General features: G+C 69.6%; 25 protein-coding genes. 11 read left to right on the forward strand and 14 right to left on the reverse strand.

The window, feature by feature from the left end; genetic code table 11:
• Positions 1–37: 37 nt before the first annotated feature.
• From AC3ANX_RS02635 to kdpF, 5 genes are read right to left on the reverse strand one after another with little or no spacing between them, the layout of a single operon-like run.
• Positions 38–721: a response regulator gene (locus AC3ANX_RS02635; protein WP_488335483.1), complete on the reverse strand. Its 684-nt coding sequence runs from the start codon at positions 719–721 to the stop codon at positions 38–40.
• Between the two features lie 8 nt (positions 722–729).
• On the reverse strand, positions 730–1,320 hold the full coding sequence (gene kdpC / locus AC3ANX_RS02640) for a potassium-transporting ATPase subunit KdpC (protein ID WP_488335484.1): 591 nt from the start codon (positions 1,318–1,320) through the stop codon (positions 730–732).
• Between the two features lie 50 nt (positions 1,321–1,370).
• Positions 1,371–3,389 (reverse strand): potassium-transporting ATPase subunit KdpB, encoded by a 2,019-nt coding sequence (gene kdpB, locus AC3ANX_RS02645; protein ID WP_488335485.1) that lies wholly within the window; start codon positions 3,387–3,389, stop codon positions 1,371–1,373.
• A 10-nt stretch (positions 3,390–3,399) separates the two neighbouring features.
• The gene (gene kdpA, locus AC3ANX_RS02650; protein WP_488335486.1) at positions 3,400–5,103 is read right to left on the reverse strand and encodes a potassium-transporting ATPase subunit KdpA; all 1,704 of its coding nucleotides are present in this window, start codon (positions 5,101–5,103) and stop codon (positions 3,400–3,402) included.
• Positions 5,103–5,192: a K(+)-transporting ATPase subunit F gene (kdpF, locus tag AC3ANX_RS02655; RefSeq protein ID WP_488335487.1), complete on the reverse strand. Its 90-nt coding sequence runs from the start codon at positions 5,190–5,192 to the stop codon at positions 5,103–5,105. The genes kdpA and kdpF overlap by 1 nt, the downstream gene beginning before the upstream one ends.
• Positions 5,193–5,454: 262 nt before the next feature.
• Between kdpF and AC3ANX_RS02660 the strand changes: the two genes are divergently transcribed.
• Together AC3ANX_RS02660 and AC3ANX_RS02665 are read left to right on the forward strand one after the other, a co-directional pair.
• The gene (locus AC3ANX_RS02660; RefSeq protein WP_488335488.1) at positions 5,455–8,094 is read left to right on the forward strand and encodes a DUF4118 domain-containing protein; all 2,640 of its coding nucleotides are present in this window, start codon (positions 5,455–5,457) and stop codon (positions 8,092–8,094) included.
• Positions 8,095–8,111: 17 nt separating this feature from the next.
• The gene (locus AC3ANX_RS02665) at positions 8,112–9,128 is read left to right on the forward strand and encodes an LLM class flavin-dependent oxidoreductase (protein ID WP_488335489.1); all 1,017 of its coding nucleotides are present in this window, start codon (positions 8,112–8,114) and stop codon (positions 9,126–9,128) included.
• A 132-nt stretch (positions 9,129–9,260) separates the two neighbouring features.
• Here AC3ANX_RS02665 and AC3ANX_RS02670 read toward each other — a convergent pair whose 3' ends face one another.
• From AC3ANX_RS02670 to AC3ANX_RS02680, 3 genes are all read right to left on the reverse strand, one after another.
• Complete coding sequence (locus AC3ANX_RS02670; RefSeq protein ID WP_488335490.1) at positions 9,261–10,034, reverse strand: gamma-glutamyl-gamma-aminobutyrate hydrolase family protein; 774 nt, start codon at positions 10,032–10,034, stop codon at positions 9,261–9,263.
• Positions 10,031–10,978, reverse strand: coding sequence for a serine O-acetyltransferase EpsC (gene epsC / locus AC3ANX_RS02675; RefSeq protein WP_488335491.1), 948 nt, complete (start codon positions 10,976–10,978; stop codon positions 10,031–10,033). Before epsC ends, AC3ANX_RS02670 begins: the two co-directional genes overlap by 4 nt.
• A 97-nt stretch (positions 10,979–11,075) precedes the next feature.
• Positions 11,076–12,425 carry an FAD/NAD(P)-binding protein gene (locus AC3ANX_RS02680; RefSeq protein ID WP_488335492.1) on the reverse strand — a complete coding sequence of 450 codons (1,350 nt, stop codon included), beginning with the start codon at positions 12,423–12,425 and terminating at the stop codon, positions 11,076–11,078.
• A 135-nt stretch (positions 12,426–12,560) separates the two neighbouring features.
• On the opposite strand from AC3ANX_RS02680, the gene AC3ANX_RS02685 reads away from it, so the two are divergent.
• From AC3ANX_RS02685 to AC3ANX_RS02695, 3 genes are read left to right on the forward strand one after another with little or no spacing between them, the layout of a single operon-like run.
• Positions 12,561–12,758: a hypothetical protein gene (locus tag AC3ANX_RS02685; protein ID WP_488335493.1), complete on the forward strand. Its 198-nt coding sequence runs from the start codon at positions 12,561–12,563 to the stop codon at positions 12,756–12,758.
• A gap of 32 nt (positions 12,759–12,790) precedes the next feature.
• Positions 12,791–13,513 carry a response regulator gene (locus AC3ANX_RS02690; protein ID WP_488335494.1) on the forward strand — a complete coding sequence of 241 codons (723 nt, stop codon included), beginning with the start codon at positions 12,791–12,793 and terminating at the stop codon, positions 13,511–13,513.
• Positions 13,513–14,817 (forward strand): ATP-binding protein, encoded by a 1,305-nt coding sequence (locus tag AC3ANX_RS02695; protein WP_488335495.1) that lies wholly within the window; start codon positions 13,513–13,515, stop codon positions 14,815–14,817. Before AC3ANX_RS02690 ends, AC3ANX_RS02695 begins: the two co-directional genes overlap by 1 nt.
• Before the next feature lie 22 nt (positions 14,818–14,839).
• Here the strand turns inward: AC3ANX_RS02695 and AC3ANX_RS02700 are convergent, their stop codons facing one another.
• The 6 genes from AC3ANX_RS02700 to AC3ANX_RS02725 form a co-directional block, all read right to left on the reverse strand.
• A complete protein-coding gene (locus AC3ANX_RS02700; RefSeq protein ID WP_488335496.1) occupies positions 14,840–15,016 on the reverse strand; it encodes a hypothetical protein in 177 nt (58 codons plus the stop codon).
• A 192-nt stretch (positions 15,017–15,208) separates the two neighbouring features.
• The gene (locus AC3ANX_RS02705) at positions 15,209–15,931 is read right to left on the reverse strand and encodes a FadR/GntR family transcriptional regulator (protein ID WP_488335497.1); all 723 of its coding nucleotides are present in this window, start codon (positions 15,929–15,931) and stop codon (positions 15,209–15,211) included.
• Positions 15,932–15,953: 22 nt separating this feature from the next.
• Positions 15,954–16,880, reverse strand: coding sequence for a Gfo/Idh/MocA family protein (locus AC3ANX_RS02710; protein ID WP_488335498.1), 927 nt, complete (start codon positions 16,878–16,880; stop codon positions 15,954–15,956).
• Entirely contained in the window at positions 16,877–17,848 is a 972-nt protein-coding gene (gene araD1 / locus AC3ANX_RS02715; protein WP_488335499.1) for an AraD1 family protein, read from the reverse strand. Before araD1 ends, AC3ANX_RS02710 begins: the two co-directional genes overlap by 4 nt.
• Positions 17,845–19,422: an aldehyde dehydrogenase (NADP(+)) gene (locus AC3ANX_RS02720; RefSeq protein ID WP_488335500.1), complete on the reverse strand. Its 1,578-nt coding sequence runs from the start codon at positions 19,420–19,422 to the stop codon at positions 17,845–17,847. Before AC3ANX_RS02720 ends, araD1 begins: the two co-directional genes overlap by 4 nt.
• Before the next feature lie 145 nt (positions 19,423–19,567).
• Positions 19,568–21,361, reverse strand: a complete 1,794-nt coding sequence (locus tag AC3ANX_RS02725; RefSeq protein WP_488335501.1) for an IlvD/Edd family dehydratase — start codon at positions 21,359–21,361, stop codon at positions 19,568–19,570.
• A gap of 111 nt (positions 21,362–21,472) precedes the next feature.
• Between AC3ANX_RS02725 and AC3ANX_RS02730 the strand changes: the two genes are divergently transcribed.
• From AC3ANX_RS02730 to AC3ANX_RS02755, 6 genes are read left to right on the forward strand one after another with little or no spacing between them, the layout of a single operon-like run.
• Complete coding sequence (locus AC3ANX_RS02730) at positions 21,473–22,759, forward strand: sugar MFS transporter (protein ID WP_488335502.1); 1,287 nt, start codon at positions 21,473–21,475, stop codon at positions 22,757–22,759.
• Positions 22,756–23,631, forward strand: coding sequence for an SMP-30/gluconolactonase/LRE family protein (locus AC3ANX_RS02735; RefSeq protein WP_488335503.1), 876 nt, complete (start codon positions 22,756–22,758; stop codon positions 23,629–23,631). Before AC3ANX_RS02730 ends, AC3ANX_RS02735 begins: the two co-directional genes overlap by 4 nt.
• Complete coding sequence (locus AC3ANX_RS02740) at positions 23,628–24,509, forward strand: 2-dehydro-3-deoxygalactonokinase (RefSeq protein ID WP_488335504.1); 882 nt, start codon at positions 23,628–23,630, stop codon at positions 24,507–24,509. The genes AC3ANX_RS02735 and AC3ANX_RS02740 overlap by 4 nt, the downstream gene beginning before the upstream one ends.
• Before the next feature lie 11 nt (positions 24,510–24,520).
• Positions 24,521–25,153, forward strand: coding sequence for a 2-dehydro-3-deoxy-6-phosphogalactonate aldolase (locus tag AC3ANX_RS02745; RefSeq protein WP_488335505.1), 633 nt, complete (start codon positions 24,521–24,523; stop codon positions 25,151–25,153).
• Positions 25,154–25,213: 60 nt separating this feature from the next.
• Positions 25,214–25,477: a type II toxin-antitoxin system ParD family antitoxin gene (locus AC3ANX_RS02750; protein WP_488335506.1), complete on the forward strand. Its 264-nt coding sequence runs from the start codon at positions 25,214–25,216 to the stop codon at positions 25,475–25,477.
• Positions 25,467–25,754, forward strand: a complete 288-nt coding sequence (locus AC3ANX_RS02755; protein WP_488335507.1) for a type II toxin-antitoxin system RelE/ParE family toxin — start codon at positions 25,467–25,469, stop codon at positions 25,752–25,754. Before AC3ANX_RS02750 ends, AC3ANX_RS02755 begins: the two co-directional genes overlap by 11 nt.

Below are 25,754 nucleotides of genomic sequence, written 5' to 3' on the forward strand. Positions count from 1 at the left end.
CCCCGGAGCCCGCGCGCGTCAACCTCTCACATGCGACTTATGGCGCCGTCACCAGCCGATAGCCGACGCCGGGTTCGTTCACGATGAGGCGCGGGCGGGCAGGCTCCGCCTCCAGCTTCCGGCGGAGCCCGCGTACGACGATGCGCAGGTAATCGACGTGGCTCTCCTGCGCCGGCCCCCACACGGTGCGCAGCAATTGCGCGTGGCCGATCACCCGGTCGGGGCGCTTGGCGAGTTCGGCCAGCACGTCATATTCCTTGGGGGTGAGGTGGACGATCTCGCCGCCCCGGCGCACGCGGCGGTGTTCGAGATCGACCTCGACCGGCCCCGCCGTGACCACGCTGCTTTCGGCCTGCGCGGCGAGCCGGTGGCGGAGAGCGGTGCGCAGCCGGGCGAGCAGTTCCTCGGTGTCGAACGGCTTGGTGAGGTAATCGTCCGCGCCGAGATCGAGCGCCGCCACTTTCTCGGCGGTCTCGCCGCGCGCGGAGACGACGATCACCGTCGCCGCCCCGCGTGCCATGACGAGCTGGATCAGTTCGAGCCCGTCGCGGTCGGGCAGGCCGAGATCGAGCAGCACCGCATCGGGCCGCTCGATCTCGACCAGCGAGAGGCCGGCGCGCGCGGTCGCCGCCTCGGCCACGTCATGCCCTGCGCGTTCGAGGGCGACGCGCAGCAGGCGGCGGATATGCGCGTCATCCTCGACGATCAGCACCTTGGTCATGGCGCGTGTTACGGCCGCGCGGCCATCCGGTCGAGCGCGAGATTGAGTGCGAGCACGTTGACGTGGCGCTCGCCGATGAAGCCGAACAGCGGCCACCGCGTCTGCGCCTCGACCAGCGCGCGCAGCTTGGCGGCGTCGACATGGCGTGCGGCGGCGACGCGCGGCACCTGATACAAAGCCGCCTCGGGGCTGAGATCGGGATCCAGTCCCGAGGCGGAGGCCGTCACCAGATCGGCGGGGACGGGGGTCGTCCCTGGTGCGGAAGCGTGAAGGGCGGAAAGATCGGTCTTGACCCGGTCGGTAAGCGCCTGTGCGGCGGGGCCGAGGTTCGAGCCCGACGAGGCGGTCGCGTCATAGCCCTTGCCGGCGGCGGACGGCCGGCCGTGGAAATATTTGGGCGCCGCGAAGGACTGGCCGATCAGCGTGGAGCCGATCACCTGTCCACGCGCATCGCGCACGAGGCTGCCGTTGGCGGCGGCGGGGGCGACCACCCAGCCGACCAGCGTCATGGCGAGCGGATAGACGATGCCGAGCAGCACTGCGAACAGGATGGTGAGGACGAAGGCGGGGCGAAGCGCGGTCTTGAAATCGGTGAGCATATTGTGCGTCCTTTTCCCCTTCCGCGCGGGCGAAAGGGGCTGGGAAAGGGTCAGGCGAGGTGCAGCCCGGCGACGGCGAGATCGATCAGCTTGATGCCGATGAACGGCGCGACCAGACCGCCGAGGCCATAGACCGCGAGGTTGCGCGCCAGCAGCGGCCCGGCCCCCATCGGCTTGTACGTCACGCCCTTGAGCGCGAGCGGCACGAGCAGCGGGATGATGAGCGCGTTGAAGATGATCGCCGACAGGATCGCGCTCTGCGGGCTCGACAGGCCCATGATGTTGAGCACGCCGAGGCCGGGATACAGCGCGATGAACATCGCCGGGATGATAGCGAAATATTTCGCCACATCGTTCGCGACCGAGAAGGTGGTGAGCGCACCACGCGTCATCAGCAACTGTTTGCCCAAGCCCACGATCTCGATCAGCTTGGTCGGATCGCTGTCGAGATCGACCATGTTGCCCGCTTCGCGCGCAGCCTGCGTGCCGGTGTTCATCGCGACGCCGACGTCGGCCTGCGCGAGCGCGGGCGCGTCGTTGGTGCCGTCACCGCACATCGCGACGAGCTTGCCGCCCTGCTGTTCCTTGCGGATCAGCGCGAGCTTGTCCTCGGGCGTGGCTTCGGCGAGGAAATCGTCGACACCGGCCTCGGCGGCGATCGCGGCGGCGGTGAGCGGGTTGTCGCCGGTGATCATTACCGTGCGGATGCCCATCCGGCGCAGCTCCGAGAAGCGTTCGCGCACGCCCGCCTTGACCACGTCCTTGAGCGCGATCGCGCCGAGCAGGCGGCCGTCCTGCGACACCGCGAGCGGGGTCATGCCGGCGCGGGCGATCTCCTCGGTAATGCGGCGCAGCTCGTCGCCGTTGGTGGCGCCCGTCTGCTGCTTCAGGATCGAGGCGACCGCGCCCTTCAGCGTGGTGACGCCGTTCGCCTGCACGCCCGACGCGCGGGTCTGCGCGGTGAAGGGGATCACCTCGGCATCACCCGGTAGCGTCGCCGACTGGTTGAACTTTTCGCGCGCGAGCACGACGATCGAGCGGCCCTCGGGCGTTTCGTCGGCAAGGCTTGCCAGCATCGCGGCTTGCGCGAGCGTGCCCACCTCGACGCCGGTCAGCGGGCGGAACTCGCTCGCCTGACGGTCGCCGATGGTGATCGTGCCGGTCTTGTCGAGCAGCAGTACGTCGATGTCACCCGCCGCCTCGACCGCGCGGCCCGATTTCGCCAGCACGTTGAAGCGCACCAGCCGGTCCATGCCCGCGATACCGATCGCCGACAGCAGGGCGGCGATGGTGGTGGGGATCAGCGTGATGAGCAGCGCCGCCAGCACCGCGACCGGAATGCTGCCGCCGGCGAAGCTCGCGAAGCCGGGGATCGTGCCGACCGCGATCAGGAAGATGATGGTCAGCCCGACGAGCAGGATGGTCAGCGCGATTTCATTGGGGGTCTTCTGGCGCTCGGCGCCTTCGACCAGCGCGATCATGCGATCGAGGAAGCCCTGGCCCGGCTCCTGCGTGACGCGGACCTTGACCCGGTCCGAGATGACGCGGGTGCCCGCCGTCACCGCCGAACGGTCGCCGCCCGCCTCGCGGATCACCGGCGCGCTTTCGCCGGTGATCGCGGCTTCGTTGACCGAGGCGACGCCTTCGATCACTTCGCCGTCGGCAGGGATCAGGTCGCCGGTCTCGACCAGCACCAGATCGCCCTTGTCGAGCCGCCACGCCTCGACCATCGACCAGGCATCACCCACGCCGACGAGGCGCTTGGCCTGAAGATCGGCCTTGGTGTTGCGCAAGCTTGCCGCCTGCGCGCGGCCCCGGCCTTCTGCGAGTGCCTCGGCAAAGGTACCGAACAGCACGGTCAGCCACAGCCAGACGATGAGCTGGAGCTGGAAGCCGGCGGGCAGCGGCTCTCCGCCGATCGCCAGCAGCACGGTGAGCAGCAACGCGACGATCGCGGTGGTGAACAACACCGGGTTCTTAACGAGCTGGCGGGGATCGAGTTTCTTGAAGGAGTCGCCGATCGCGGGAACGACCAGCTTCGCCGAGAACATGGAAGTTGCGGTTGTCATCGGATAGTCCTCAGGAAAGCTGGCCGTGGATCATCGCGAGATGATCGGCGATCGGACCAAGGGCGAGGCCGGGCAGGAAGGTGAGGCCGCCCAGGATCAGGATGATCCCGACGAGCAGGCCGATCCACAGCCCGCCGGTGGTCGGGAACGAGCCCGCGCCGGCCGGCGTGTGCTTCTTGGCGGCGAGGCTGCCCGCGATGGCGAGCACCGGCACGATGATGAAGAACCGCCCCACCCACATCGCGATACCGAGCAGCCCGTTGTAGAACGGCGTGCCGGCGGTGAGCCCGGCGAAGGCGGAGCCGTTGTTGCCGGTCGCCGAGCTGAACGCGTAGAGGATTTCGCTGAAGCCGTGCGGCCCCTTGTTGAGCGGACCCGCAAGCCCGGCGGGCATCACCGCGCTGATCGCGGTCAGCCCGAGGATGCACAGCGGCAGCACCGCGATCGCCAGCAGCGCCAGCTTCACTTCGCGCGCCTCGATCTTCTTGCCGACATATTCGGGCGTGCGCCCGACCATCAGCCCCGCCACGAACACCGCGAGCAGCGCGAACAGCAGGAAGCCGTAGATGCCCGCGCCGACGCCGCCGATCACGATCTCGCCCAACTGCATGTTGAACAGCGGAATCAAGCCGCCGAGGGCTGTGAAGCTGTCATGCATCGCGTTGACCGCGCCGCAGGAGGCGGCGGTGGTGACGGTGGCGAACAGCGCGGACGCGACCACGCCGAAGCGGACCTCCTTGCCCTCCATGTTGCCGCCGGCCACGCCGAGGTGGTGCAGCACCGGATTGCCGGCCGCTTCCTGCCAGTAGCAGATGGTGACGCCAGCGAGGAACAGGATCGCCATCGCACCCAGGATCGACCAGCCCTGCCGGGTATTGCCGACCGCCTTGCCGAACGTCCACGTCAGCCCGACGCCGATCAGGAAGATCGACAGCATCTGCACGAGGTTGGTCACCGCCGAGGGGTTCTCGAAGGGATGCGCCGAGTTGGCGTTGAAGAAGCCGCCACCGTTGGTGCCGAGCATCTTGATCGATTCCTGGCTGGCGACCGGCCCGAGCATGATCGTCTGCTTGGCGCCCTCCAGCGTGGTCGCATCGACCGAGGCGGCGAGCGTCTGCGGCACGCCGCTCAGCATCAGATAGATGGTGTAGAGCACGCAGATCGGCAGCAGCAGGTAGAGCGTAACGCGGGTGAGATCGGCCCAAAAATTGCCGAGCGTCTTGCTCTCACGCCGCGCGAAACCGCGGAACAGCGCGAAGGCGACGGCGATGCCGGTCGCGGCGCTCAGGAAGTTGTGGATCGTCAGCGCGAGCATCTGGCTGAGGTTCGACATCGTGCTTTCGCCCGCGTACCACTGCCAGTTGGTGTTCGCGACGAAGGAGATCGCCGTGTTCATCGCGCCGTCCGCGCCCACCGCGCCATAGCCGCGCGGGTTGAGTGGCAGCATCGCCTGCCCGCGCAGCAGCGCGTAGGTGAGGATCACGGTGAAAAGCTGGAACAGCAGCATGTGCATGGCATAGCGGCGCCAGCCCTGCTCCTGCGCCGGGTCGATCCCCGACAGCTTGTAGAAAGCCCGCTCGACCGGGCCGAGTACGGAGTGGAGCGGGGTGCGGCGGCCTTCGTACAGCGCGAACAGCCACAGCCCCATCGGCTTGGCGAGCGCGGCGAGGATGCCGACGAACAGCGCGATCAGCGCCCATCCTGCGAGGGTCATCAGAATTTCTCCGGCCGCACGAGGACGGCGACGAGATAGACGAGGAGGCCGAGCGCGGTCAGCCCGGCGAGCATGAGATGCAGCGTCATGCCGCGTCGCACAGCCGCACGAAGGCGAGCGTCGCGAGGAACAGCCCGCCAAGGATGGCGAGCCAAAGCAAATCGGCCATTGAGGTGCCTTTCCGTCTCGCCACAGCGGCGATCGGCCGGCGAGATAGGCGCGCGGGGCATTAAGGCGCGCGGGCGAATGGCGGTGCCCGGCATTAAGATTCCATAGGAATCGGGAGCGTGGGATTTCGCTGGCCTGCGCGGCGGCCTAGCTAACGAAAGAGCTTACGAGGCGCCAACCGGCATGAATGACAACCGCCCATCCCCCGACGCGCTGCTGCGCGCGGTCAATCGCGAGCATCGCGGGCGGCTGAAGATCTTCCTCGGCGCGGCCCCCGGCGTCGGCAAGACCTTCGAGATGCTCAGCGAAGGCGCGGAGCGCCTGCGTGCGGGTGCGGACGTAGTGATCGGCGTGGTCGAGACGCATGGCCGCGCCGAGACCGAGGCGCTGGTCGCGCCGCTGCCGGTGGTGCCGCGTCGCAGCGTCACGTATCGGGGCCATACGCTCGACGAGATGGACCTCGACGCGATCCTCGCCCGCGCCCCCGCGCTGGTGCTGGTCGACGAGTTCGCGCACTCCAACGCGCCCGGCAGCCGCCACCCGAAACGCTGGCAGGATGTGGTGGAGCTGCTCGACGCAGGCATCCACGTCCACACCACGCTCAACGTCCAGCATATCGAGAGCCTGCGCGACATCGTCGCCAGCTTCACGCAGGTGCGGGTGCGCGAGACGGTGCCCGACAGCGTATTCGACGGTGCCGAGATCGAGCTGGTCGATCTGCCCCCCGACGAGTTGATCGAGCGGCTGCGCGCCGGCAAAGTCTATGTCCCCGCCGAGGCGAGCCGCGCGCTCGACCGCTTCTTCTCCAAGGCCAACCTTTCGGCGCTACGCGAGATGGCGCTGCGCCGCGCCGCGCAGAGCGTCGATCGCGCGATGCTCGACCATCTCGACGCGAGCGCGCTCGGCGGGGCCTATGCCGGCGGCGAGCGCGTGTTGGTGGCGGTGAGCGAACTGCCCGGCGCGGCGACATTGGTGCGCGCCGCCAAGCGCCTCGCCGATGCGCTGAAGGCCCCGTGGCACGCGGTGTTCATCGAGACGCCACGCGCGGCACGATTCACCCCCGATCAGCAGCGGCAGGTGGCGGAGACGCTCGGCCTCGCCGCCAGCCTCGGCGCGTCGATCGCCACGGTGCCGGCGGAGGGCGTCGCGGCGGGGTTGCGCGCACAAATTGCCGAGCGGCGCATCACTCAGCTCGTCATCGGCAAGTCGCAGCGGAGCTGGTGGTTCGCGCTCCGCCACGGATCGGTGGTCGACGGCATGCTCGGTGGGGCGGAGGATCTCGCCGTCCACGTCCTGCCCGCCGGTGCCGTGCCCGCGCCGCGCCGTGCCGCCTTCGCCTGGGGCGACTGGAGCCTCGCGCTCGGCGCGCTCGCCGTCGTCGCGCTGGTGGCGGTGACGACGGTGCTGGCGAAGGCGGTCGAGCCGTGGATCGGCGCCGGCGGAGTCGATCTGATCTACCTGCTCCCCGTCATCCTCGCCTCGGCGCGGCTTGGGCTTTGGCCGGGGGTGCTGACCGGCGTGCTGTCGGGGCTCGCGTATAACTTCTTCTTCCTGCCGCCGATCTACACCTTCACCATCGCCGACCCGCAAAGCGTGCTGACCGTGTTCGTGCTGGTGGCGATCGCCAGCTTCACCGCCAACCTCACCGGGCGGCTGCGCGTGCGCGCCACGATCGGGGCACGTAGCGCGCAGGAGAATGCGGCGGTGGCGGCGTTCGGTCAGGCGCTCGCCCGCGCCGCTGACGAGGACGGCACCGCGCGCACGATCTGCATAGAGATCGCTCGGATGCTGGGCGTCGCGGTGATCCTGCTCGACGGGCAGGGTGGTAGCATCGAGATCGCCGCCGCGTCGCAGGAGGTGCCGCCGCTGCTCGGCGCGGTCGACCGCGCGGCGGCGGACTGGGCGTGGAGCCGGGGCGAGCCGACCGGGGTCGGCACCGCCACGCTCGTCGCGGCGGACTGGCAGTTCCAGCCGCTCAAGACCTCGCTCGGCGTGCTCGGCGTGGTCGGACTGGCGGCGGCGGACGGCGGCGATCCGGTCGGCGCAAACCGCGCGGTGCTGCTCGCGACCCTGCTCGGCCAGGCGGCGCTCGCGCGTGAGCGGCTGCGGCTGGAGGGACAGCTCCGCGACGTGTCGGTGCTGCGCGAGCGCGACCGGCTGCGTGTCGCGCTGCTGTCCTCGATCGGGCATGATCTGCGCACCCCGCTGACCGGCGTGTCGGCCGCGATCGACGTGCTCGCCGCCGCCCAGCCCGATGCCGCCGCTTCGGCGATGGCGCGCACCCAGGTGGCGCGGCTGCGGCGCTTCCTCGACAACCTCGTCGATATGGTGCGGATCGATTCGGAAGCGCTCAAGATCGATATCGAGGCGACCGACCTGACCGATGCGGTGGCGAGCGCGACCGACGATCTGCGCGATCTGCTCAGCGGCTGCGCGATCGATCTGCGCGTACCGGCCGATCTGCCGCTGGTGCGCGCCGATGCGACCCTGCTCCACCACATCCTGCTCAATCTGCTCGCCAATGCAGCCCAGCACGGCGGCGACGGCACGATCGTGCTGAGCGGCGCGCACGCCGGCGACACCGTGACGCTGACCGTGCGCGATCACGGCCCCGGGCTGATACCGGGCAGCGAACAGGCGATCTTCAACAGCTTCGCGCACGGGACCGGCAGCGATCGCCACGGCGGCAGCGGGCTTGGCCTCGCCATCGCGCGCGCCTTTGCCGATGCGATGGGGGTGACGATCAGCGCCGCCAACGCGCACGGCGGTGGCGCTGCGTTTACGCTGCGTTTCCAAATCGCCGCCATCGACACGGGCGCGTGACGCACCACATAGGGCCGATGAAGAACATCGGCTTCCTGTCGTTCGGCCACTGGTCCGATACGCCCCATTCCGCCACCCGCTCCGCTGCGGACGTGCTGCTGCAATCGATCGACCTCGCGGTCGCTGCCGAGGAAATCGGGCTCGACGGCGCCTATTTCCGCGTCCACCATTTCGCGCAGCAACTCGCCTCGCCGTTCCCGCTGCTCGCGGCGGTGGGGGCGAAGACCAGCCGCATCGAGATCGGCACCGGCGTGATCGACATGCGCTACGAAAACCCGCTCTACATGGTCGAGGATGCGGGTGCTGCCGATCTCATCAGCGGCGGGCGGCTGCAACTGGGCATCAGTCGTGGCTCGCCCGAACAGGTGATCGAGGGGTGGCGGCATTTCGGCTATGCCCCCGCCGAGGGCGAGACCGAGAGCGACATGGGCCGTCGCCACGGCGAGGTGTTCCTTGATCTGCTCGACGGGCGCGGTTTCGCCAAACCCAACCCGCGCCCGATGTTCCCCAACCCGCCCGGCCTGCTCCGGCTCGAACCGCACGCGCCGGGGTTACGGCGGCGGATCTGGTGGGGCTCGGCCTCGAACGCGACGGCGGTGTGGGCGGCGCAGAAGGGCATGAACCTGCAAAGCTCGACGCTGAAGGCGGACGAGAGCGGCGAGCCGTTCCATGTCCAGCAGGCGAAGCAAATCCGCGCCTATCGCGCGGCGTGGGCGGAGGCCGGGCACGACTGGCAGCCGCGCGTGTCGGTGTCGCGCTCGATCTTCGCGCTAATGAACCACCGCGACCGCGCCTATTTCGGGCGCGGCGATAGCAGCGACCAGATCGGCATCATCGATTCGATGCGCGCGGTGTTCGGCCGCTCCTACGCCGCCGAGCCCGACGCGCTGGTCAAGCAGTTGCGCGAGGATGAGGGCATCGCCGAGGCGGATACTGTGTTGCTGACCGTGCCGAACCAGCTCGGCGTGGAGTATAACGCGCATGTGCTCGACGCCATCCTGACCCACGTCGCGCCGGCGCTGGGCTGGCGCTGACCGTCACCCCAGCGAAAGCTGGGGTCTCCTCGTGTTGAAAGGTGACGCCCGCCCCAAAGAGACCCCAGCGTGCGCTGGGGTGACGGGGAGGGGAGGCTGACTCCTCCCGTTCGTGCCGAGCGGGGGCGGGCGCTAACCCCGCGACGCCACCAGCGCCGCGCCGATCCGGTCGAAGAACGCCACGCTCGCGCGGCTCGTCGCCACGTCCCATTCGGGATGCCATTGCACCGCCAGCACGTCCGCCCCACACGGTCGCGCGGAGAATGCCTCGACCAGCCCGTCGTCCGCAGCGGTCGCCTCGATCGTCAGCCCGCGCCCGAGCCGGTCGATGCCCTGATGATGTACCGAATTGACCGTCTCGCCCGCCACGCCGGCCTGCGCGCGCAAAGTTCCGCCCTCGGCGAGTGCAATAGCGTGGCGGTGGTCGAAATGCCGGTCGTAAAGCTGATCGTCGGCGAGGCCGCAGTGATGCACCGCGTCGAGCCCGTCGGTCAGCGTGCCGCCGAACAGCACGTTCAGCTCCTGCAAGCCCCGGCAGATGCCGAACACCGGCCGCGCGCCCTCGATCATGTGCGCGGCGAGCCGCAAAGCCACCTCGTCGCGCTGCTCGTCTACCGGACCGTTGTCCGCACGCTCGGCGCCATAGCGGGTAGCGGCGACGTTCGAGCGCGAGCCGGTCAGCAGCAGCCCGTCGAGCCGGTCGACTAGTGCGAGCGCGTCGCACGCGTCGGACACCGCCGGGATCAGCACCACCGCCGCCCCCGCCAGATCGGCGAGCGGCTGGACGAAGCGCGTCGCCACCGCCTGCACCGGGCGCTGCGCGAATTCGTTGCAGCACAGCACGCCGATCACCGGGCGGCGCGCGCACGCCGACTGGCGCGGCCACGGGTTGGACCACGCGCTCAATGGCTGCGCCCCGACAGCGCGAGGCGCAGATCCTCGGCGGTGGCGCGGTCGGCGATGGCGGCGGCGGGCTGGGTCACCACGCTGCCCGGCGGTACGTCCTCGAGCAGCCAGACGTTGCCGCCGATCGTCGCGCCGCGCCCGATCGTGACGCGGCCGAGGATGGTCGCGCCGGCATAGATCGTCACATCGTCCTCCAGCACCGGATGGCGTGCATAACGGTCGCGCGGCGTCACGTGGGTGAGGCCGAGCGGGCTGCGCGCACCCAGAGTGACGTGCTGGTAGAGTTTGGCGCGCGCGCCGATGATCGCGGTCTCGCCGATCACCACGCCGGTGCCGTGGTCGATGAAGAAGCTCGGCCCGATCGTCGCGCCGGGGTGGATGTCGATGCCGGTGCGGCTGTTGGCGATCTCCGACACGATCCGCGCGGCGATCGGTGCGCCGAGCCCGTGCAACTGGTGCGCGATGCGGTGGTGGCGCACCGCGATCGCGCCCGGATAGCAGATCAGGATCTCGTCCACGCTGCGCGCGGCCGGATCGCCGAGGAACGCCGCCTCGACATCGGCGTCGATCAGCGTGCGGATCTCGCCCAGGGTGGCGGCGAACAGCCGCGCCACCGTGTCGGGCTGATCGACATCGAACGGGGTGGCGGCTTCGTCCTGCCAATAGGCGAATTCCTTGGCGATCTCACCGCGCAGCAGGTCGAGCCCGTGCGCGAGCCGCGCCGCGACGAACGCGTCCTCGCCCACATCCGGCCCGGCATAATCGCCGAGCCGGCGCGGGTACAGCGCGGCGGAGAGGTGGTCGATCGCCACCGACAGCCGCTCGAACGACGGGAACAACGGGGCAGGGGTACGTCCGCCGCGCTGATCGGTGCGATAGGCGGTGCGCGCGGTGCGCAGCGCCGCGACCGCGTCTTCCTGCCATGATGCCGTCGCGCTGCTCATCGCCACTCCTCTCGCGAGTCTCCGGGAAGAAACTCTACTCGCAGGATGGGAATTGCAACGCCTGCCGAAGTTGCGCGCGGAAAAGCTCAGCTTGTTTCTACAACCCTTCGCCGCCGACCCATTGCGCGTTGGCGAGCCGGCGCGCGACCGACCAGCTCTGCACGCGGATATCGGGCACCGCGACGATCTCCCAGAATTCGCCGCGCGTCATCGGGCCGAGCGCGTAGAGCCAGTCGTTGCTCGCGCCGTCCGCCGCGATTGTGCGGCTCTGCGCGTCGACGTCGATGCCGATCCGCAGCGCGTCGGGCCGGATCGTGCTGCGCGCGACGAGGTTGCGCAGCAGCGGCTCGTCGGCGCGCACCAGATCGCCCTGCGGCCCGGTGCAGTTGATGATCCGCGCGACACGCAGCGTGCGGGCTTCGTCTTCGGAGCGCGGCCGCCACGATACCGCCAGCGTATCGCCGTCGCGTTCGGTGCCGAGGATGCGCCCGCCGCACACCGTCAGCGCGCCGCTCGCACGCAGCTCCGCCACCGCATCGGCGACGCTCGGGGCGAGGCGGTGGCGGTGGATGTCCCACCACGGCCGCAGGTGCCGCAGGAACCGCGCCCGCGCGCGGTCGTCGGCGGCGCGCCACATGTCCTGCGTGAAGCGGCGCAGCTCGTCGATCGCCGGGCGCCAGCCGATCGCCTCCGCGCGCGCCCGCACCCGGCGCAGCAGGTCGGAGCCGGTCTCGCGCGGGCGTTCGTTCAGCGGATCGGCGGGCGGCGCGGCGGCGGCATGCGGATGCGGCAGCAGCCCGCGCCGCGACATGGCGACGATCTGTCCGCCGAAGCCGCGCGCGCGCAACGCCAGCGCGACGTCGACCATCGTCAGACCGGTGCCGAGCGCGAGCACGGTATCGTCCTCCCCCAGTCCGTCGAGCGCGCCGGGCGCCCACGGATCGCTCGCGTAAAGCGGCGCGGGCAAGGCGCCGATGCCGGGCGGCGAATGCGGCGGCAGGTTGCCGACCGCGAGCATCGCCACGTCGACCCGAACGTCGCGCCCGTCATCGAGCAGCACCCGCGTGCCGCCGCCGTCTCGTACCACGTCGGTGGCGTTGCCGTGGACGATCTCGATACGATCCGCGGCCTTCACCCGCGCCTCATTGAGCATCGAGCGCAGATAGTCGCCGTAACGCAGGCGCGGCACGAACGGGTTGGGATCGGCCGAGACGTCGCGTTCGGCGAGCCAGCGGCGGAAATGCTCGGGGTCGTCGGGAAACGCGCTCATGTTGGCGGCGCGCACGTTGAGCAGGTGCGCGGGGTGCGCCGCGCCGTAAGCGAGGCCCTCGCCGGCGGCAGGCTGGCGTTCGATCAGCACCAGCCGCGAATCGCCATGGCGCAGCAGGTTGATGGCGGCGAGCGTGCCCGAAAACCCGCCGCCGATGATCGCGATCCTGTCCGCCATGCCCGCTCCGTGCCCGATCGAATGCCGTTCGCACCTGTATCGCACGAAAGGCGGATCGCCACCCCTGTCGGAAATTCGCCCGAAACATGCACCCGCGACATCGCCCGCAGAAAGGGGAACCAAGCGGAGTGCCAAATGATATACGGTGTCGGAACCCTGTTCTCCTATTATTCCCGTCGTGCGCAGCAGGAGCAGGTCGCCGCGATCAACGCGCGCAGCGAGGCGGCCGAAGCGGCGCACCGCACGCTCTCGGCGTTGCTCGCCACCCGCGCGCTGATCGCCGCGCTGGAGGAGGAACCCGACGCCCGGCGTCTGGTTGCGGCCGCCGCATGATGCTAGAGACGCGCTATGAAGGATCAATCGTGATGTCCGACGCCGGCGGGGAGGATGCCGCGCCCGTGCACATCGTCGTCGTCGACGATGATCGCGAAATCCGCGAGCTGCTCGCCGGCAGCCTCATGTCGCACGGCTATGCCGTCAGCATGGCGGCGGGCACGCGCGAGCTCGATCAGGTGCTGCGCGCCGGCCCGGCCGATCTCGTCATCCTCGATGTAATGATGCCGGGCGAGGACGGCATCGCCGCGTGCCGGCGGCTGTGCGCCACTGGCGGGCCGCCGGTGATCTTCCTCAGCGCACGCGGGTCCGAGACCGACCGTATCCTCGGGCTGGAGATCGGCGCGAGCCACTACCTGCCCAAGCCGTGCAGCCCGCGCGAGGTGCTGGCGACGGTGCGTGCCGCCTTGCGCGCGCGCCAGCCCGGCGAAGGCGACGGCGGACGCGTGCTGGTCTTCAACGGCTGGCGGATGGACCTTGCCGCCTGGGAACTCACCGATGCCGACGGCGTGCTGGTTGATCTGACCGACGGCGAATTCGCGGTGCTGCGCCTGTTCGCCGAACGCTCGCGCCGGGTGCTCACGCGCGAGCAGTTGCTGGAGGGCACGCGCGGCCGCAACACCGAATCGTTCGATCGCGCGGTCGACGTCCAGATCAGCCGGCTGCGGCGCAAGCTGCGCGCGCCCGGCGACGAGATGATCCGCACCGTGCGAAACGAAGGCTATATGTTCGTGCCTGCCGTGACGCGGCGGTGATGCTGCGCGGTGGCGCAAGCTGGGGAATGCTGACGCGCGTGCTGGCGGTCATGCTGGCAAGCGTGCTGGCGGTGCAGCTCGCCAATTTCGTGCTGCTCCAGTTCACGCCGCGCCCGCGTCCGCCGGTCTTCACCGTCGCGCAGGTCGCGGCGGTGCTGCGTGACGGCCGCGGCCCCGATCAGGTGTTCCGGCTGAGCTCCCCCGCCGCGCCCGCGCCGACCCAGCCCGGCCGCGCGACGGTGCTGGCGGCGGCGCTCGCCAGCGAATTGCGCGTACCGCCCGAGGCGGTCCGCCTCGGTTTCGACGAGCCGCCGATGCACTGGCTGCCGCGCGAATTCCGGCACACGCGCGGCCTCGAAGGGGGCCGCTACGCGCTGCTGGTCGGCGATTTCAATGCCGCGCTGCGCCGCCCCGACGGGCGGTGGATCGCGGTGGAGCCGGTGCGCAGCGGCGACGTGTGGCGGCTGCGGCTGCTGCTGTTCCTGCTCGCCTCGATCGTGACGGTGGCGCCGTTCGCGTGGCTGCTCGCGCGCTGGGTGACGCGCCCGGTCGCGCTGTTCGCTGATGCGGCCGAGCGGATCGGCCGCGATCCGCGCACCGCGCCGCTCGTCGTCGGTGGGCCGGCCGAGATTGCCGACGCGGCACGCGCGATGAACGAGATGCAGCAGCGGCTCAACCGCTATGTCGACGATCGCACGGTGATGATCGGCGCGATCGCGCACGATCTGCGCACCCCGCTGATGCGGCTGGCACTCCGGCTGGAGCGCGCGCCCGACGACCTGCGCCGCGGCGTCACGCGCGATATCGCCGATATGCAGGCGATGATCGCGGGCGCGACCGATTACGTGCGCGGCGCGACCGCCTCCGCCAACCGCCGGCGGCTCGACCTGCGCGCACTCGCCGAAAGCGCGGTGGACGATCTTCACGATACCGGCGCGGCGGTGCTGCTGCTCCCGGGCGAGCATGTCGTGATCGAGGGCGATCCGGTGGGCCTGCGCGCGGTGTTCGACAACCTGCTCACCAACGCGCTGCGCTACGCGGGCGATGCCGAGGTGAGCGTGTCGCGCGATGGCGGCTCGGCGATGATCGTGGTGCGCGATCACGGGCCGGGTCTTGCCGACGCCGATCTCGCGCGGGCGTTCGAACCGTTCTTCCGTGCCGAACAGTCGCGCAACCGCGATACCGGCGGGATCGGGCTCGGCCTCGCCAGCGTCAGCGCGGTCGTCCACCTGCACGGCGGCGAGGTGAGCCTGCGCAACCACCCGGACGGCGGGTTGCAGGTGTCGATCGCGCTGCCGCTGTGAGGTGGCGGCGCCGCGCGCGGGCTCAGTCGGTGCGAAGCCCGGCGCGCCGCGCCGCGCGCGCAGCATCGTTGGCGAGCGCCTGTTCGTTGCAATAGCTTTCCCACGCACGCCGTGCCGCCGCGTCCCGGTGGCGCAGGAAGATCGCATAGGAGAAGAACGCGACGACGAAGATCGCGACCACTGTCAGCAGCAAGATCACCTAAGACCCCTCAATCTTTTATGGCGATACTCAAGGACAGGGAGATGCGCAGCGGCCTCGCTTCACATTGTTCCGATCCGGATTTATCGCGGAATCACGTCGCCGACAATGATTCGATGAGCCGCGCCGTGCATACGACGAGATGCGGGAACTCAGTTGGGTGAGGCGTGCGCGCAGGGTGGCAGGAAAGGCTCAAGCCGACAGCGCAAGATCCATATCGGCAAGCGCATGGTCGAGAAGCTCGCGCATGGTCGCTCGCGCGCGTGCATCGTCGCGCGCGGCGATCGCGTCCATGACCCGCTCGTGATCCGCCACCGGATCGCGCGGCAGGCGTTGCTTGCGATGCTTGAAGGTCGTCGTCCAGCTTACCGCCGCACCCACCGAACTGGCGAGGCTCGCCAGCGCGGCATTGTGCGCGGCGGCGAGCAGCGCATGGTGGAAGCGCTGGTCCGCCGCGCGCCCCTCCGCCGTCGACAGGCCGTATGCGCGCATCTGCGCCAGCGCCTCGGACAGGTCGGCCATTTGCGCGTCGGTGCGGCGCAGCGCGGCCAGCTCGGCGGCGGCGGGTTCGATGATGCCGCGCAGTTCGAACAGGTCGTTGACGAAGGTGGGGTCAGGCTCGCCGCTGAACATCCAGGCGAGCAGTTCGGGATCGAGCAGGTTCCAGCGCGCGCGCGGCGTCACGCGCGTGCCGGCTTTGGGGCGGCTCTCGATCAGTCCCTTGGCGGCGAGGATGCGCACCGCTTCGCGATAGGCGGTGCGCGATACGCCGAGCCGCCCGGCGCTCTCGATCTCGCCCTCGAACAGCGCGCCGGGCAAGTGGCGGCCGCTGAGGATCGCGATGCCGAGATCGCGCGCGATCGTCTGGTGAATGCGGAGGGCCGATTTCGGCGCGCCATCAATATGTCGATCCACGCGCGCCTCCGCCTCCGCCGTATCAGTCGTGAAACGCCTCCGTCGCGGTGTGGCGACCGCACAGGAAGGCATCGGCGACGAGTTGCAGCGGCGCGAGATCGACGTCGATCTCACCACGCCCGACGATATCGACGAAGCGGCGGTACATCGCAGGATATTCCTCCTCCGCGCCCGCCGGCTGCTCGGCATCGCCGACGAACCAGCGGTTGCCGCCTTCCGCCAGCCGCAGCGTGCCGGCGTCGGTCTCGACCACGATATCCCAGGTCTGCGGGCCGGTCTGGCGCCAGTCGAACACCGTGTCGATCGCCGCACCCGCGCCGGTGCGCATCGTCAGCGTCGCGCCGATCGGGGCATCGCAGTTGGACGGCACTTCGAGCGCGGCGCTGAGCAGCGACACGCGATCGGGCACGATCTCGGTAAGGATCGACAGCGCGTTGATGCCGGGATCGAACACGCCGAAGCCACCGGCTTCCCAGATCCACGGCTGGCCGGGATGCCAGTGGCGGACGTCTTCCTTCCACGCGATCTCGATGTGGCGGATCGTCGTCTTGGCGATCCAGTCGTGCGCGGAGGCCACGGCGGCGGCGTAGCGCGAATGCCAGCTCGCAAACAGGCTGACGCCCTGCTTGCGGGCGAGTTCGATCAGCGCCTCGACTTCGGAGACGGTCGCGCCGGGCGGCTTTTCGAGGAAGACGTGCTTGCCGGCGGTGATCGCCGCCACCGCCGCCTCGAAGCGCGCCTGCGGCGGCTGGCACAGCACGATCGCGGTCAGCTCGGGCGAACCCGCCAGCATCGCGTCGAGATCGGCGTAGTTGGCGACGCCTTCTCCCCGCGCGTTGCGGCTGGCGACAGCGACGAGGTCGATGCCGTCGGTCTTCGCGATCGCGGGCAGATGCTGGTCGCGCGCGATCTTGCCGAGCCCGACGAGGCCGAGCTTGATCCCGCTCACAGACTGCGCACCCTGGCCATGCCGGTGCCGCCGGCACGCGCGAGCGGGTTGCGCACGGGCAGCAGGAACGCGTCCGCCTCGACCTCGAACACATCGCCGACTTGCGTCCGCACCCCGTCCGAGAAGGACAAGGTCGCGGTGCCGAAGAAATGGACGTGCAGATCGCCGGGGCGCAGGAAGCCGTCGTACTTGAAGTGGTGATGTTCGAGGTTGGCGAGGCTGTGCGACATGTTCGCCTCGCCCGACACGAACGGCTTCTCCCACAGCACGTCGCCGCCCCGCACGATGCGGCTGGTGCCGCGCACGTCCTCGGGGAGGTCGCCGAGCCGCAGCTCGGGGCCGAGTGCCGCCTGACGCAGCTTGGAGTGGGCGAGCCACAGATAATTGCCGCGCTCCGTCACGTGATCGGAGAATTCATTGCCGAGCGCGAAGCCGAGCCGGATCGGCGTGCCGTCCGTGTCGATCAGGTAGATGCCGGCGATTTCCGGCTCCTCGCCGCCATCTTCGGCGAAGTCGGGCATGGTCAGCGGCGCGCCGGGATCGACCAGGATGCCGCCGTCGCCCTTGTAGAACCATTCGGGCTGCGCGCCGATGCCGCCATCGGCAGGCTTGCCGCCTTCGACGCCCATCAGGAACATCTTCATCGAATCGGTCTGCTCGGCGGTGGCCTTGGCGTGCATCTTGTCGCGCCCCTCGGCCGAACCGAGGTGGGTCAGGCCAGTGCCGCTGACCAGCGTGTGGGCGGGATCGGCATGGTCGACCGGCGAGAGCAGCCGCACGCCGGCGAGGTCGATCGCATCGCCGAGCGCCGCCTCGGCGGCTGCGGCGAGGGTGGTGCCCGCCGCAATCGCCTTGGCGGCGAGGTCGAGCGTGGTCGCCACCCCCGTCACGCGCCGTGCCGCGCCGCTGTCGTCGAGCGCGGCGACACCGCGCGCACCATCATCGAACTGAACGAGCGAGCGGATCATTTCGCCACCTCCAATACGCCGTTGGTGCGGCGTGTGATGTTCCAAGGGTTGGCCGCCTGAAGCGCCGGCGGCAGCAGCGCGTCGGGCGTGTCCTGATAGCAGACCGGGCGCAGGAAGCGCGCCATCGCCAGCGTGCCGACCGACGTGCTGCGCCCGTCAGAGGTGGCCGGGAAGGGGCCGCCGTGCACCATCGCATGGCTGACCTCGACGCCGGTCGGCCAGCCGTTGAACAGGATGCGGCCGACCTTCTGCTGGAGCACCGGCAGCAGCTCGGCGGCCGCTGCCTCGTCACCGTCACCGCTCTGGATCGTGGCGGTGAGCTGGCCTTCGAGCTGCGCGATCACCGTCTTGATCTCGGCGACGTCCTTGCAGCGCACCAGGATCGACGACGAGCCGAACACCTCGTGGCTCAGCGCCGCGTCGGCGGTGAACTGCGTCGCCTCGGTGGTGAACAGCGCGCCGACCGCCTGGTTGACGCCATCGCCGACACAGCCGCGCGCGACGGTGGTGACGGCGGCGTGGCCGGCGAGTGCATCCACCCCCTTCGCGTAGCTGGCGTGGATGCCGGGGGTGAGCATCACCGCGGGCTGGCTCGCGGTCAGCGCCTTGGCGGCCGAGGCGACGAAGGCGTCGAGGTCGGGGCCGTCGATCGCGATGACGAGGCCGGGGTTGGTGCAGAACTGACCCGCGCCCATCGTCAGCGAGCCGACGAACGCCGGGCCCATCGCCTCGGCGCGCGCGGCGAGCGCGCCGGGCAGCAGCACGACCGGGTTGATGCTCGACATCTCGGCATAGACCGGGATCGGCTCGGCACGCTCAGCGGCGATCTTCATCAGCGCGATGCCGCCGCCGCGCGAGCCGGTGAAGCCGACCGCCTTGACGTTGGGATCGGAGACGAGCGCGCCGCCGAGGTCGTTCGACGTGCCGGGCAGGTAGGAGAACACACCCTCGGGCAGACCGCACGCAGCGACCGCCTGCTGGATCGCGCGCGCGACCAGCTCGCCGGTGCCGGGGTGCGCGGGATGGCCCTTCACCACCACCGGGCAACCCGCCGCGAACGCCGCAGCGGTATCGCCACCGGCGACCGAGAAGGCGAGCGGGAAGTTCGACGCGCCGAACACCGCGACCGGCCCGAGCGCGACGTTGAGCCGGCGCAGATCGGCACGCGGCAGCGGCTGGCGGTCGGGCATCGCCGGGTCGATCGTGGCGTCGAGCCAGAGCCCTGCGCGCACTTCGGCGGCGAACATGCGGAGTTGACCGATGGTGCGCCCGGTCTCGCCCTGAAGCCGGGCGACCGGCAGCGCGGTCTCGGCATTGGCGGTCGCGACGAGATCGTCCTTCAGCGCGAGGATGTTGTCGGCGACCGTCTCGATGAAGGTCGCGCGCGCCTCGGGCGTGGTCGCCGAGAAGGCTTCGAAGGCTGCGGCGGCGAGGGTGGTGGCCTTCGCCACCTCGTTCGGCCCGGCGTTGGCGAAGGCGACGTCGCCGCTCTCGCCGGTGGTCGGGTTGATCGCGCTGAAGGTGTCGTCGGTGCGCGTCTCGCTCGCGCCGATCAGGATGGCTCCGTTGTACATCGTGTGTCTCCGGATGAAGTGTCGAGGTTCAAGGTCTGTGGTTCGCCCTCACCCTTCCGGCGCTTCGCGCCTCCCTCCCTCTCCCGCCGGGAGAGGGAAGGGGCCCGCCCGGCGCAGCCGGGTGGGAAGGGTGAGGGTGACGTCATCAATGATTGTCGCGCGGCAGCCCCATAGATTGCGCGATGCGCTGATACTTTTCGGCCCCTTCGAGGATCGCGCCGGTCTCCATCTGGCCGACCACCGAGCGCTGGATCTCCTGCCACGGCGTCTGCGAAGCGGGGAACTTGTAGCCGCCCTCCGCCGTCAGCGCGGCGCGGCGCTGTTCGAGTTCCTCATCGGAAATCAGGATATCGGCGGTGCCCTTGCCGAGATCGATGCGGACGCGATCGCCGGTGCGGATCAGCGCGAGGCCGCCCATCGCCGCCGCTTCGGGCGAGGCGTTGAGGATCGAAGGCGAGCCGCTCGTCCCCGACTGGCGACCGTCGCCGATGCACGGCAGCGCGTGCACACCCTCGGTGATGAGATAGGCCGGCGGCCGCATGTTGACCACCTCGGCCGCGCCGGGATAGCCGATCGGGCCGGCGCCGCGCATGAACAGCAACGTCTCGGGCGTGATGCCGGTGGCGGGATCGTCGATACGGTGGTGGTAGTCCTCCGGCCCGTCGAACACCACGGCCGGGCCTTCGAACGCCTCGGGATCTTGTGGGTTCGACAGATAGCGCGCGCGGAACTCGGGCGAGATCACGCTGGTCTTCATGATCGCCGAGTTGAACAGGTTGCCGGTCAGCACGATGAAGCCCGCTTCCTCGACCAGCGGCGTCTCGAACGGACGGATCACCCGCTCGTCCTCGATTTTCGCGTCGCGGCAATTGTCGCCGATCGTCTTGCCGTTGACGGTCTTTGCGCCCTCGTGGATCAGCCCTTGCTTGATGAGCTGCGCGGTGACGGCGGGGACGCCGCCGGCATGGTAATAATCCTCGCCGAGATACTCGCCGGCCGGCTGAAGGTTGACCAGCAGCGGCACCTTGTGCCCCTTCTCCTGCCAGGTCTGGATCGGCAGGTCGACGCCGACGTGGCGAGCCAGCGCGGCGAGGTGGATCGGCGCGTTGGTCGAGCCGCCGATCGCGGAATTGACCACGATCGCATTTTCGAACGACTCGCGCGTCAGGATGTCGGACGGCTTGAGATCCTCCGCCACCATTTCCACGATGCGCTTGCCGGTGTGATAGGCGACTTCCTGACGGTCGCGGTACGGCGCGGGGATCGCCGCCGAGCCGGGCAGCGACATGCCGAGCGCCTCGGTGAGCGAGTTCATCGTCGTCGCCGTGCCCATCGTGTTGCAATAGCCGGTCGACGGCGCGGACGAAGCGACGAGCTTGATGAACTCGCCCGCGTCGATCTCGCCGGCGGCGAGCATCTGGCGCGCCTTCCATACGATCGTGCCCGAGCCGGTGCGCTCGCCCTTGTGCCAGCCGTTGAGCATCGGCCCGACCGACAGCGCGATCGCCGGGATGTTCACCGTCGCCGCCGCCATCAGGCAGGCCGGGGTGGTCTTGTCGCAACCGACCGTCAGCACCACGCCGTCGAGCGGATAGCCGTACAGCAGTTCGACCAGCCCGAGATATGACAGGTTGCGATCGAGCCCGGCGGTCGGGCGCTTGCCGGTCTCTTGGATCGGATGGACCGGGAATTCGATGGCGATGCCGCCCATCTCGCGGATGCCCTCGCGCACGCGCTCGGCAAGGACGAGGTGGTGGCGGTTGCACGGGGACAGGTCCGAGCCGGTCTGCGCGATACCGATGATCGGCTTGCCCGATTGCAGCTCCTCCAGACTCAGCCCGAAGTTCAGATACCGCTCGAGATACAGCGCGGTCATGTCGATGTTGTCCGGGTTGTCGAACCAGGCGCGGCTGCGGAGTTTGGGGGGCGTGTGGCTCATAGACGTTTCCCGTGGGCGTTGGCGCCGATCGCATTGACGGCTGTCAGCGCGGGATATACTCATACAATTGCAGAATCAATCAGCACGTGAGGGTGTGTGGCAGGTCCAATCATGAATTCGGGAGGTGCGGCTCCGGCCGGTGCCTCGGGTAGCACGCGGTCCTACGGCCCGGCGCTGACGTTGCTCGCCACGTTGTTCTTCATGTGGGGCTTCATCACCGTCATCAACAACACGCTGCTGCCGCATCTGCGCGCCGTGTTCGACCTGAGCTATCTCCAGACCACCTTGATAGAATCGGTGTGGTTCATCGCCTATGGAATCATGTCGATCCCCTCGGCCAAGCTGATCGAGCGGATCGGCTATCAGAAATCGCTCGTCGTCGGTCTCGCGGTGATGGCGCTGGGCGCGCTGGGCATGATCCTCGCCGCGTCGATCCCGTCCTACGGCGTCACCCTCGTCATGCTGTTCGTGATCGCCAGCGGCATCACCTTGCTCCAGGTCGCGGCCAACCCGTATGTCGCGGTGATCGGCTCGCCCGAGACCGCGTCGTCGCGGCTCAATCTGGTGCAGGCGATGAACTCGGCGGGCACGATGCTTGCCCCGGCGTTCGGCGCGTATCTCATCCTCGGTCGATCGGTCAGCGGCACCGCCAAGGCGGGCCATGTGCTGACCCCGGCGGAGCGGCTGGCCGACGCGCATTCGGTGCTGCTGCCCTATCTGCTCGTCGCGGTCGTGCTGGTGGTGCTCGCGGTGGTGATCGCACGCTTCCCGCTGCCCGCGATCGGCCAGAACGCCACCACGCGCGTTGCCAAGGAGGAGCGCAAGCACCTGTCGCTGTGGTCGCACCGCGCGCTGGTGTTCGGCATCCCGACGATGATCGCCTATCTTCTTGCCGAGATCGGCGTGGCAAACCTGTTCGTCAACTTCGTCAGCCAGCCCACGATCGCGGACCTGACGCACGAGCAGGCCGGCCAGTATCTGACCCTGCTGTGGGGCGGCATGATGGTCGGCCGCTTCGCCGGCTCCGCGATCATGCAGAAGTTCCGCGCCGAGGACGTGCTGGCGGTGTTCGCCGGCCTCGCGCTGCTGGTGATGATCGCGGTGCTGACCACCACCGGCCATGTCGCGATGTGGGCGCTGATCTCGGTCGGGCTGTTCCACTCGATCATGTTCCCGACGATCTTCACGCTCGCGATCCGCGGACTCGGCCCGCTGACCGAGGAAGGCTCGGGGCTGATGATCATGGCGATCGCCGGCGGCGCCTTGGTGTTCGTGCAGGGCATCCTCGCCGACAAGTTCGGCTTGCAGGCGTCGTTCATGCTGACCGCCGCGTGTGAGGTCGTCACCCTGCTCTACGCGCTGTGGGGATGCCGCGTGGCGGTGGAAGACGCGAAATGAGCGCCGCGATCGAATCGCGCCTCGTCTGGGACGTGAAGGCGACGCTTGGCGAAGGGCCGGCGTGGATCGGGCGCGAGAACGCGCTGTGGTTCGTCGATATCAAAAGCGGCAAGGTCCACCGCTATGATCCGGCGAGCGACGATCGACAGTCGTTCGAGGTCGGCGGCATGCCGAGCTTCCTCGTGCCGGCGGAGGGCGACCGTCTGCTGGTCGGGTCGCTCGACGGCCTGTATCTCCTCGAAGACGGCAAGCTCACCGGGCCGGTAGCGAAGATCGACATGCCCGCGCACAACCGCACCAACGATGCGACGGTGGATGCGTCCGGCCGGCTGTGGTTCGGCACGATGGACAATGAGGAGGAAGCCGTCACCGGCGCGATCCACCTGTTCGACGCGGTCGATCTGCGCCCGGTCGGGGGCGACTGCGTCATCACCAACGGGCCGGCGATCTCGGCCGATGGCGGCACGATCTACCATGTCGATACGCTCGGCCGCACGATCTACCGCTGCGACATCTCCGGCGGCCCCAGCCTCGCGCACGGCGAGGTGTTCGTCACCATCGCCGAGAAGGACGGTTCGCCCGACGGCGTGACGCTCGATTCGGAAGGCTGCCTGTGGGTCGGCCTGTGGGGCGGCTGGCAGGCGCGCCGCTATGCGCCCGACGGCACGTTGCTCGCGGTGGTCGCGCTGCCGTGCGCCAACGTCACCAAGGTGGCGTTCGGCGGGCCGGACCTGCGCACCGGCTACGTCACGACCGCGCGTGCCGGTCTGTCGGAGGCGGACCTCAACGGGCAGCCGCTCGCGGGCGGGCTGTTCGCGTTCGACGCGCCCGCTCCGGGGGTCGCGTTGCCCGAGATGCGTTTGCCGGCGTGAGCGGGTACAGCGTTCTCGGCGACTGGGGCACGACGCGGCTGCGCCTGTTCCGGGTGGAAGATGGCGCGGTGGTCGACCGCGCCTATGGTGACGGCATCGGTACGCCGGGCATCGTGCCCGAGGCGGTGCTGCGCGGGGGCCTCGCCGGCTGGGCATCGGACGGCGCGCCGGCGTCGATCCGGCTGTGCGGCATGGTCGGCGCGCGCGACGGCTGGCGCGAGGCACCCTATGCCGATTGCCCGGCCACGCGCGAGGCATGGCTGGCGGCGGCGACCCGGCTCACGCTCGATGACGTGCCCGTCGAGATCATGGCCGGGCTTGCCTGCGTCGATGGCGAGGGCGTGCCCGACGTGATGCGCGGCGAGGAGACGCAACTCTACGGCGCGCTGGCACTGGTGCCGGAGCTGGCGCGGGCGCGGCACATCGTCATCCTGCCCGGCACGCACAGCAAATGGGCGGTGATCGAGGACGGTGCGATCACCGGCTTCCGGACAATCCTGACGGGCGAGATGTTCGCGCTGCTGCGCCAGCATTCGACGCTCGCACGCGGGCTCGCGGCCGGCGATCCGGGCGTGGAGGCGGAAGGCTTTGCTGCCGGTCTCGATCGCGCCGAACGTGGCGTGCTGAGCAATCTGTTCGGTGCGCGCGCGATGCAATTGCGTGCCGGTAAGACACCCGATTGGGCGCTCGGCTATCTGTCCGGCCTCGTCATCGGCGGCGAGATCGCCGAGATGCGCGCCACGTTGGCGGACGCCACCGGCGTGACGATCATCGGCGATCCGCAACTCGCGGAACGCTACGCAAAGGCTTTCGCGCGCGCCGATGTGGCGGTGCAGCGGCTCGACGGCGATGCCTGCGTGCTCGCCGGTTTACTTTAGGAGGTTTCCCCATGACGCTCGACGAACTGCTGGCCGAAGGCGTGCCCCCGGTCACCGCGATCCTGCGCGGGCTCCGCCCCGACGAGGCGCTCGATGTCGCCGCCGCGCTGATCGACAACGGTGTGCGCATCCTCGAAGTGCCGTTCAACTCGCCCGACCCGCTGGTGAGCATCGCCGCGATCACCGAAAAGTTCGCTGACCGTGCGCTGATCGGCGGCGGCACCGTGCTGACCGTCGAGGCGGTCGAGGCGCTCGCCGGCGCGGGCGGGCGGCTGCTGGTGACGCCCAACACCAACCCTGCGGTGATCGCGCGCGGCGTCGCGCTTGGGCTGGAGGCGCTGCCCGGTTTCATGACGCCGACCGAGGCGTTCCAGGCGATCGCGGCGGGCGCGCGCCGGCTGAAGCTGTTCCCCGGCGCGAGCCTCGGTCCGTCCTACCTCAAGGCGGTGCGCGACGTGCTGCCGCGCGACGTCAAGGTCTGGGCGGTCGGCGGCACCAATGCCGAGACGTTCAAGGACTGGCTGGCGTGCGGCTGCGAGGGCATCGGCGTGGGCGGCGCGCTGTTCAAGCCCGGCGACAGCGCCGCACAGGTCGGCGAGCGGGCGGCGGCGCTGACGGCGGCGTGGAAGGCGGCAGTCGCCTGACGCGGGGCGCCTGACGCGCACCGGTTGGCAAAGTTAGCGCGGAATCGTATAAGCGCGCCTATGGCGCAGATGAACATCTCGATTCCCGACAAGCTCAAGAGCTGGGCGGAGCACCGTGTCGCCGAGGGCGATTACAGCAGCACCAGCGATTACGTCCGCGATCTCGTGCGGCGCGATCGGGAGGCGGTGGAGCAACTCCATCGCCTGCGCGCCGCGATCGACGAAGGGCTCGCATCGGGCGTGAGCGAGCGTGATCCCTTCGCATATCTCGATGAGTTGCGAGCCGGATTGCGCGCGCGGTCGGGCGAGGCGGATGCGGCTTGAACTCGGCCGGCGCGCGCAGGCCGATCTTGCCGACATTCGCGACTACAGCGTGGAGCAATACGGTCCGCAGCGCGCCGCGCGCTACATCGACACGCTGGAACAGACGTTCCGGCGTATCCTGGCATTCCCTGAAAGCGGCACGCAGCGATCAGACCTCGCCGCCGGCTTACGCAGCGTACCCACCGGCGAACACCGGCTCTACTACCGCGTCGATGCCGAGCGGGTCCTGATCGTGCGCGTTCTGCACAAGGCGATGGACCCGCTGCGGCACCTCTAG

It is taken from the genome of Sphingomonas sp. BRN-1R (genome assembly GCF_057748035.1).

Bases quoted from the DNA above. Each gene is read 5' to 3' on its own strand.
- AC3ANX_RS02680 (WP_488335492.1), bottom strand. From the start codon at position 12,425: ATGGCGGACAGGATCGCGATCATCGGCGGCGGGTTTTCGGGCACGCTC.
- kdpC (WP_488335484.1), bottom strand. From the start codon at position 1,320: ATGCTCACCGATTTCAAGACCGCGCTTCGCCCCGCCTTCGTCCTCACC.
- AC3ANX_RS02685 (WP_488335493.1), top strand. From the start codon at position 12,561: ATGATATACGGTGTCGGAACCCTGTTCTCCTATTATTCCCGTCGTGCG.
- AC3ANX_RS02745 (WP_488335505.1), top strand. From the start codon at position 24,521: ATGACGCTCGACGAACTGCTGGCCGAAGGCGTGCCCCCGGTCACCGCG.
- AC3ANX_RS02695 (WP_488335495.1), top strand. From the start codon at position 13,513: ATGCTGCGCGGTGGCGCAAGCTGGGGAATGCTGACGCGCGTGCTGGCG.
- AC3ANX_RS02750 (WP_488335506.1), top strand. From the start codon at position 25,214: ATGGCGCAGATGAACATCTCGATTCCCGACAAGCTCAAGAGCTGGGCG.
- kdpA (WP_488335486.1), bottom strand. From the start codon at position 5,103: ATGACCCTCGCAGGATGGGCGCTGATCGCGCTGTTCGTCGGCATCCTC.
- AC3ANX_RS02735 (WP_488335503.1), top strand. From the start codon at position 22,756: ATGAGCGCCGCGATCGAATCGCGCCTCGTCTGGGACGTGAAGGCGACG.
- kdpF (WP_488335487.1), bottom strand. From the start codon at position 5,192: ATGACGCTGCATCTCATGCTCGCCGGGCTGACCGCGCTCGGCCTCCTC.
- AC3ANX_RS02665 (WP_488335489.1), top strand. From the start codon at position 8,112: ATGAAGAACATCGGCTTCCTGTCGTTCGGCCACTGGTCCGATACGCCC.
- AC3ANX_RS02755 (WP_488335507.1), top strand. From the start codon at position 25,467: ATGCGGCTTGAACTCGGCCGGCGCGCGCAGGCCGATCTTGCCGACATT.
- AC3ANX_RS02730 (WP_488335502.1), top strand. From the start codon at position 21,473: ATGAATTCGGGAGGTGCGGCTCCGGCCGGTGCCTCGGGTAGCACGCGG.
- AC3ANX_RS02635 (WP_488335483.1), bottom strand. From the start codon at position 721: ATGACCAAGGTGCTGATCGTCGAGGATGACGCGCATATCCGCCGCCTG.
- AC3ANX_RS02720 (WP_488335500.1), bottom strand. From the start codon at position 19,422: ATGTACAACGGAGCCATCCTGATCGGCGCGAGCGAGACGCGCACCGAC.
- AC3ANX_RS02725 (WP_488335501.1), bottom strand. From the start codon at position 21,361: ATGAGCCACACGCCCCCCAAACTCCGCAGCCGCGCCTGGTTCGACAAC.
- kdpB (WP_488335485.1), bottom strand. From the start codon at position 3,389: ATGACAACCGCAACTTCCATGTTCTCGGCGAAGCTGGTCGTTCCCGCG.
- AC3ANX_RS02690 (WP_488335494.1), top strand. From the start codon at position 12,791: ATGTCCGACGCCGGCGGGGAGGATGCCGCGCCCGTGCACATCGTCGTC.
- AC3ANX_RS02660 (WP_488335488.1), top strand. From the start codon at position 5,455: ATGAATGACAACCGCCCATCCCCCGACGCGCTGCTGCGCGCGGTCAAT.
- araD1 (WP_488335499.1), bottom strand. From the start codon at position 17,848: ATGATCCGCTCGCTCGTTCAGTTCGATGATGGTGCGCGCGGTGTCGCC.
- epsC (WP_488335491.1), bottom strand. From the start codon at position 10,978: ATGAGCAGCGCGACGGCATCATGGCAGGAAGACGCGGTCGCGGCGCTG.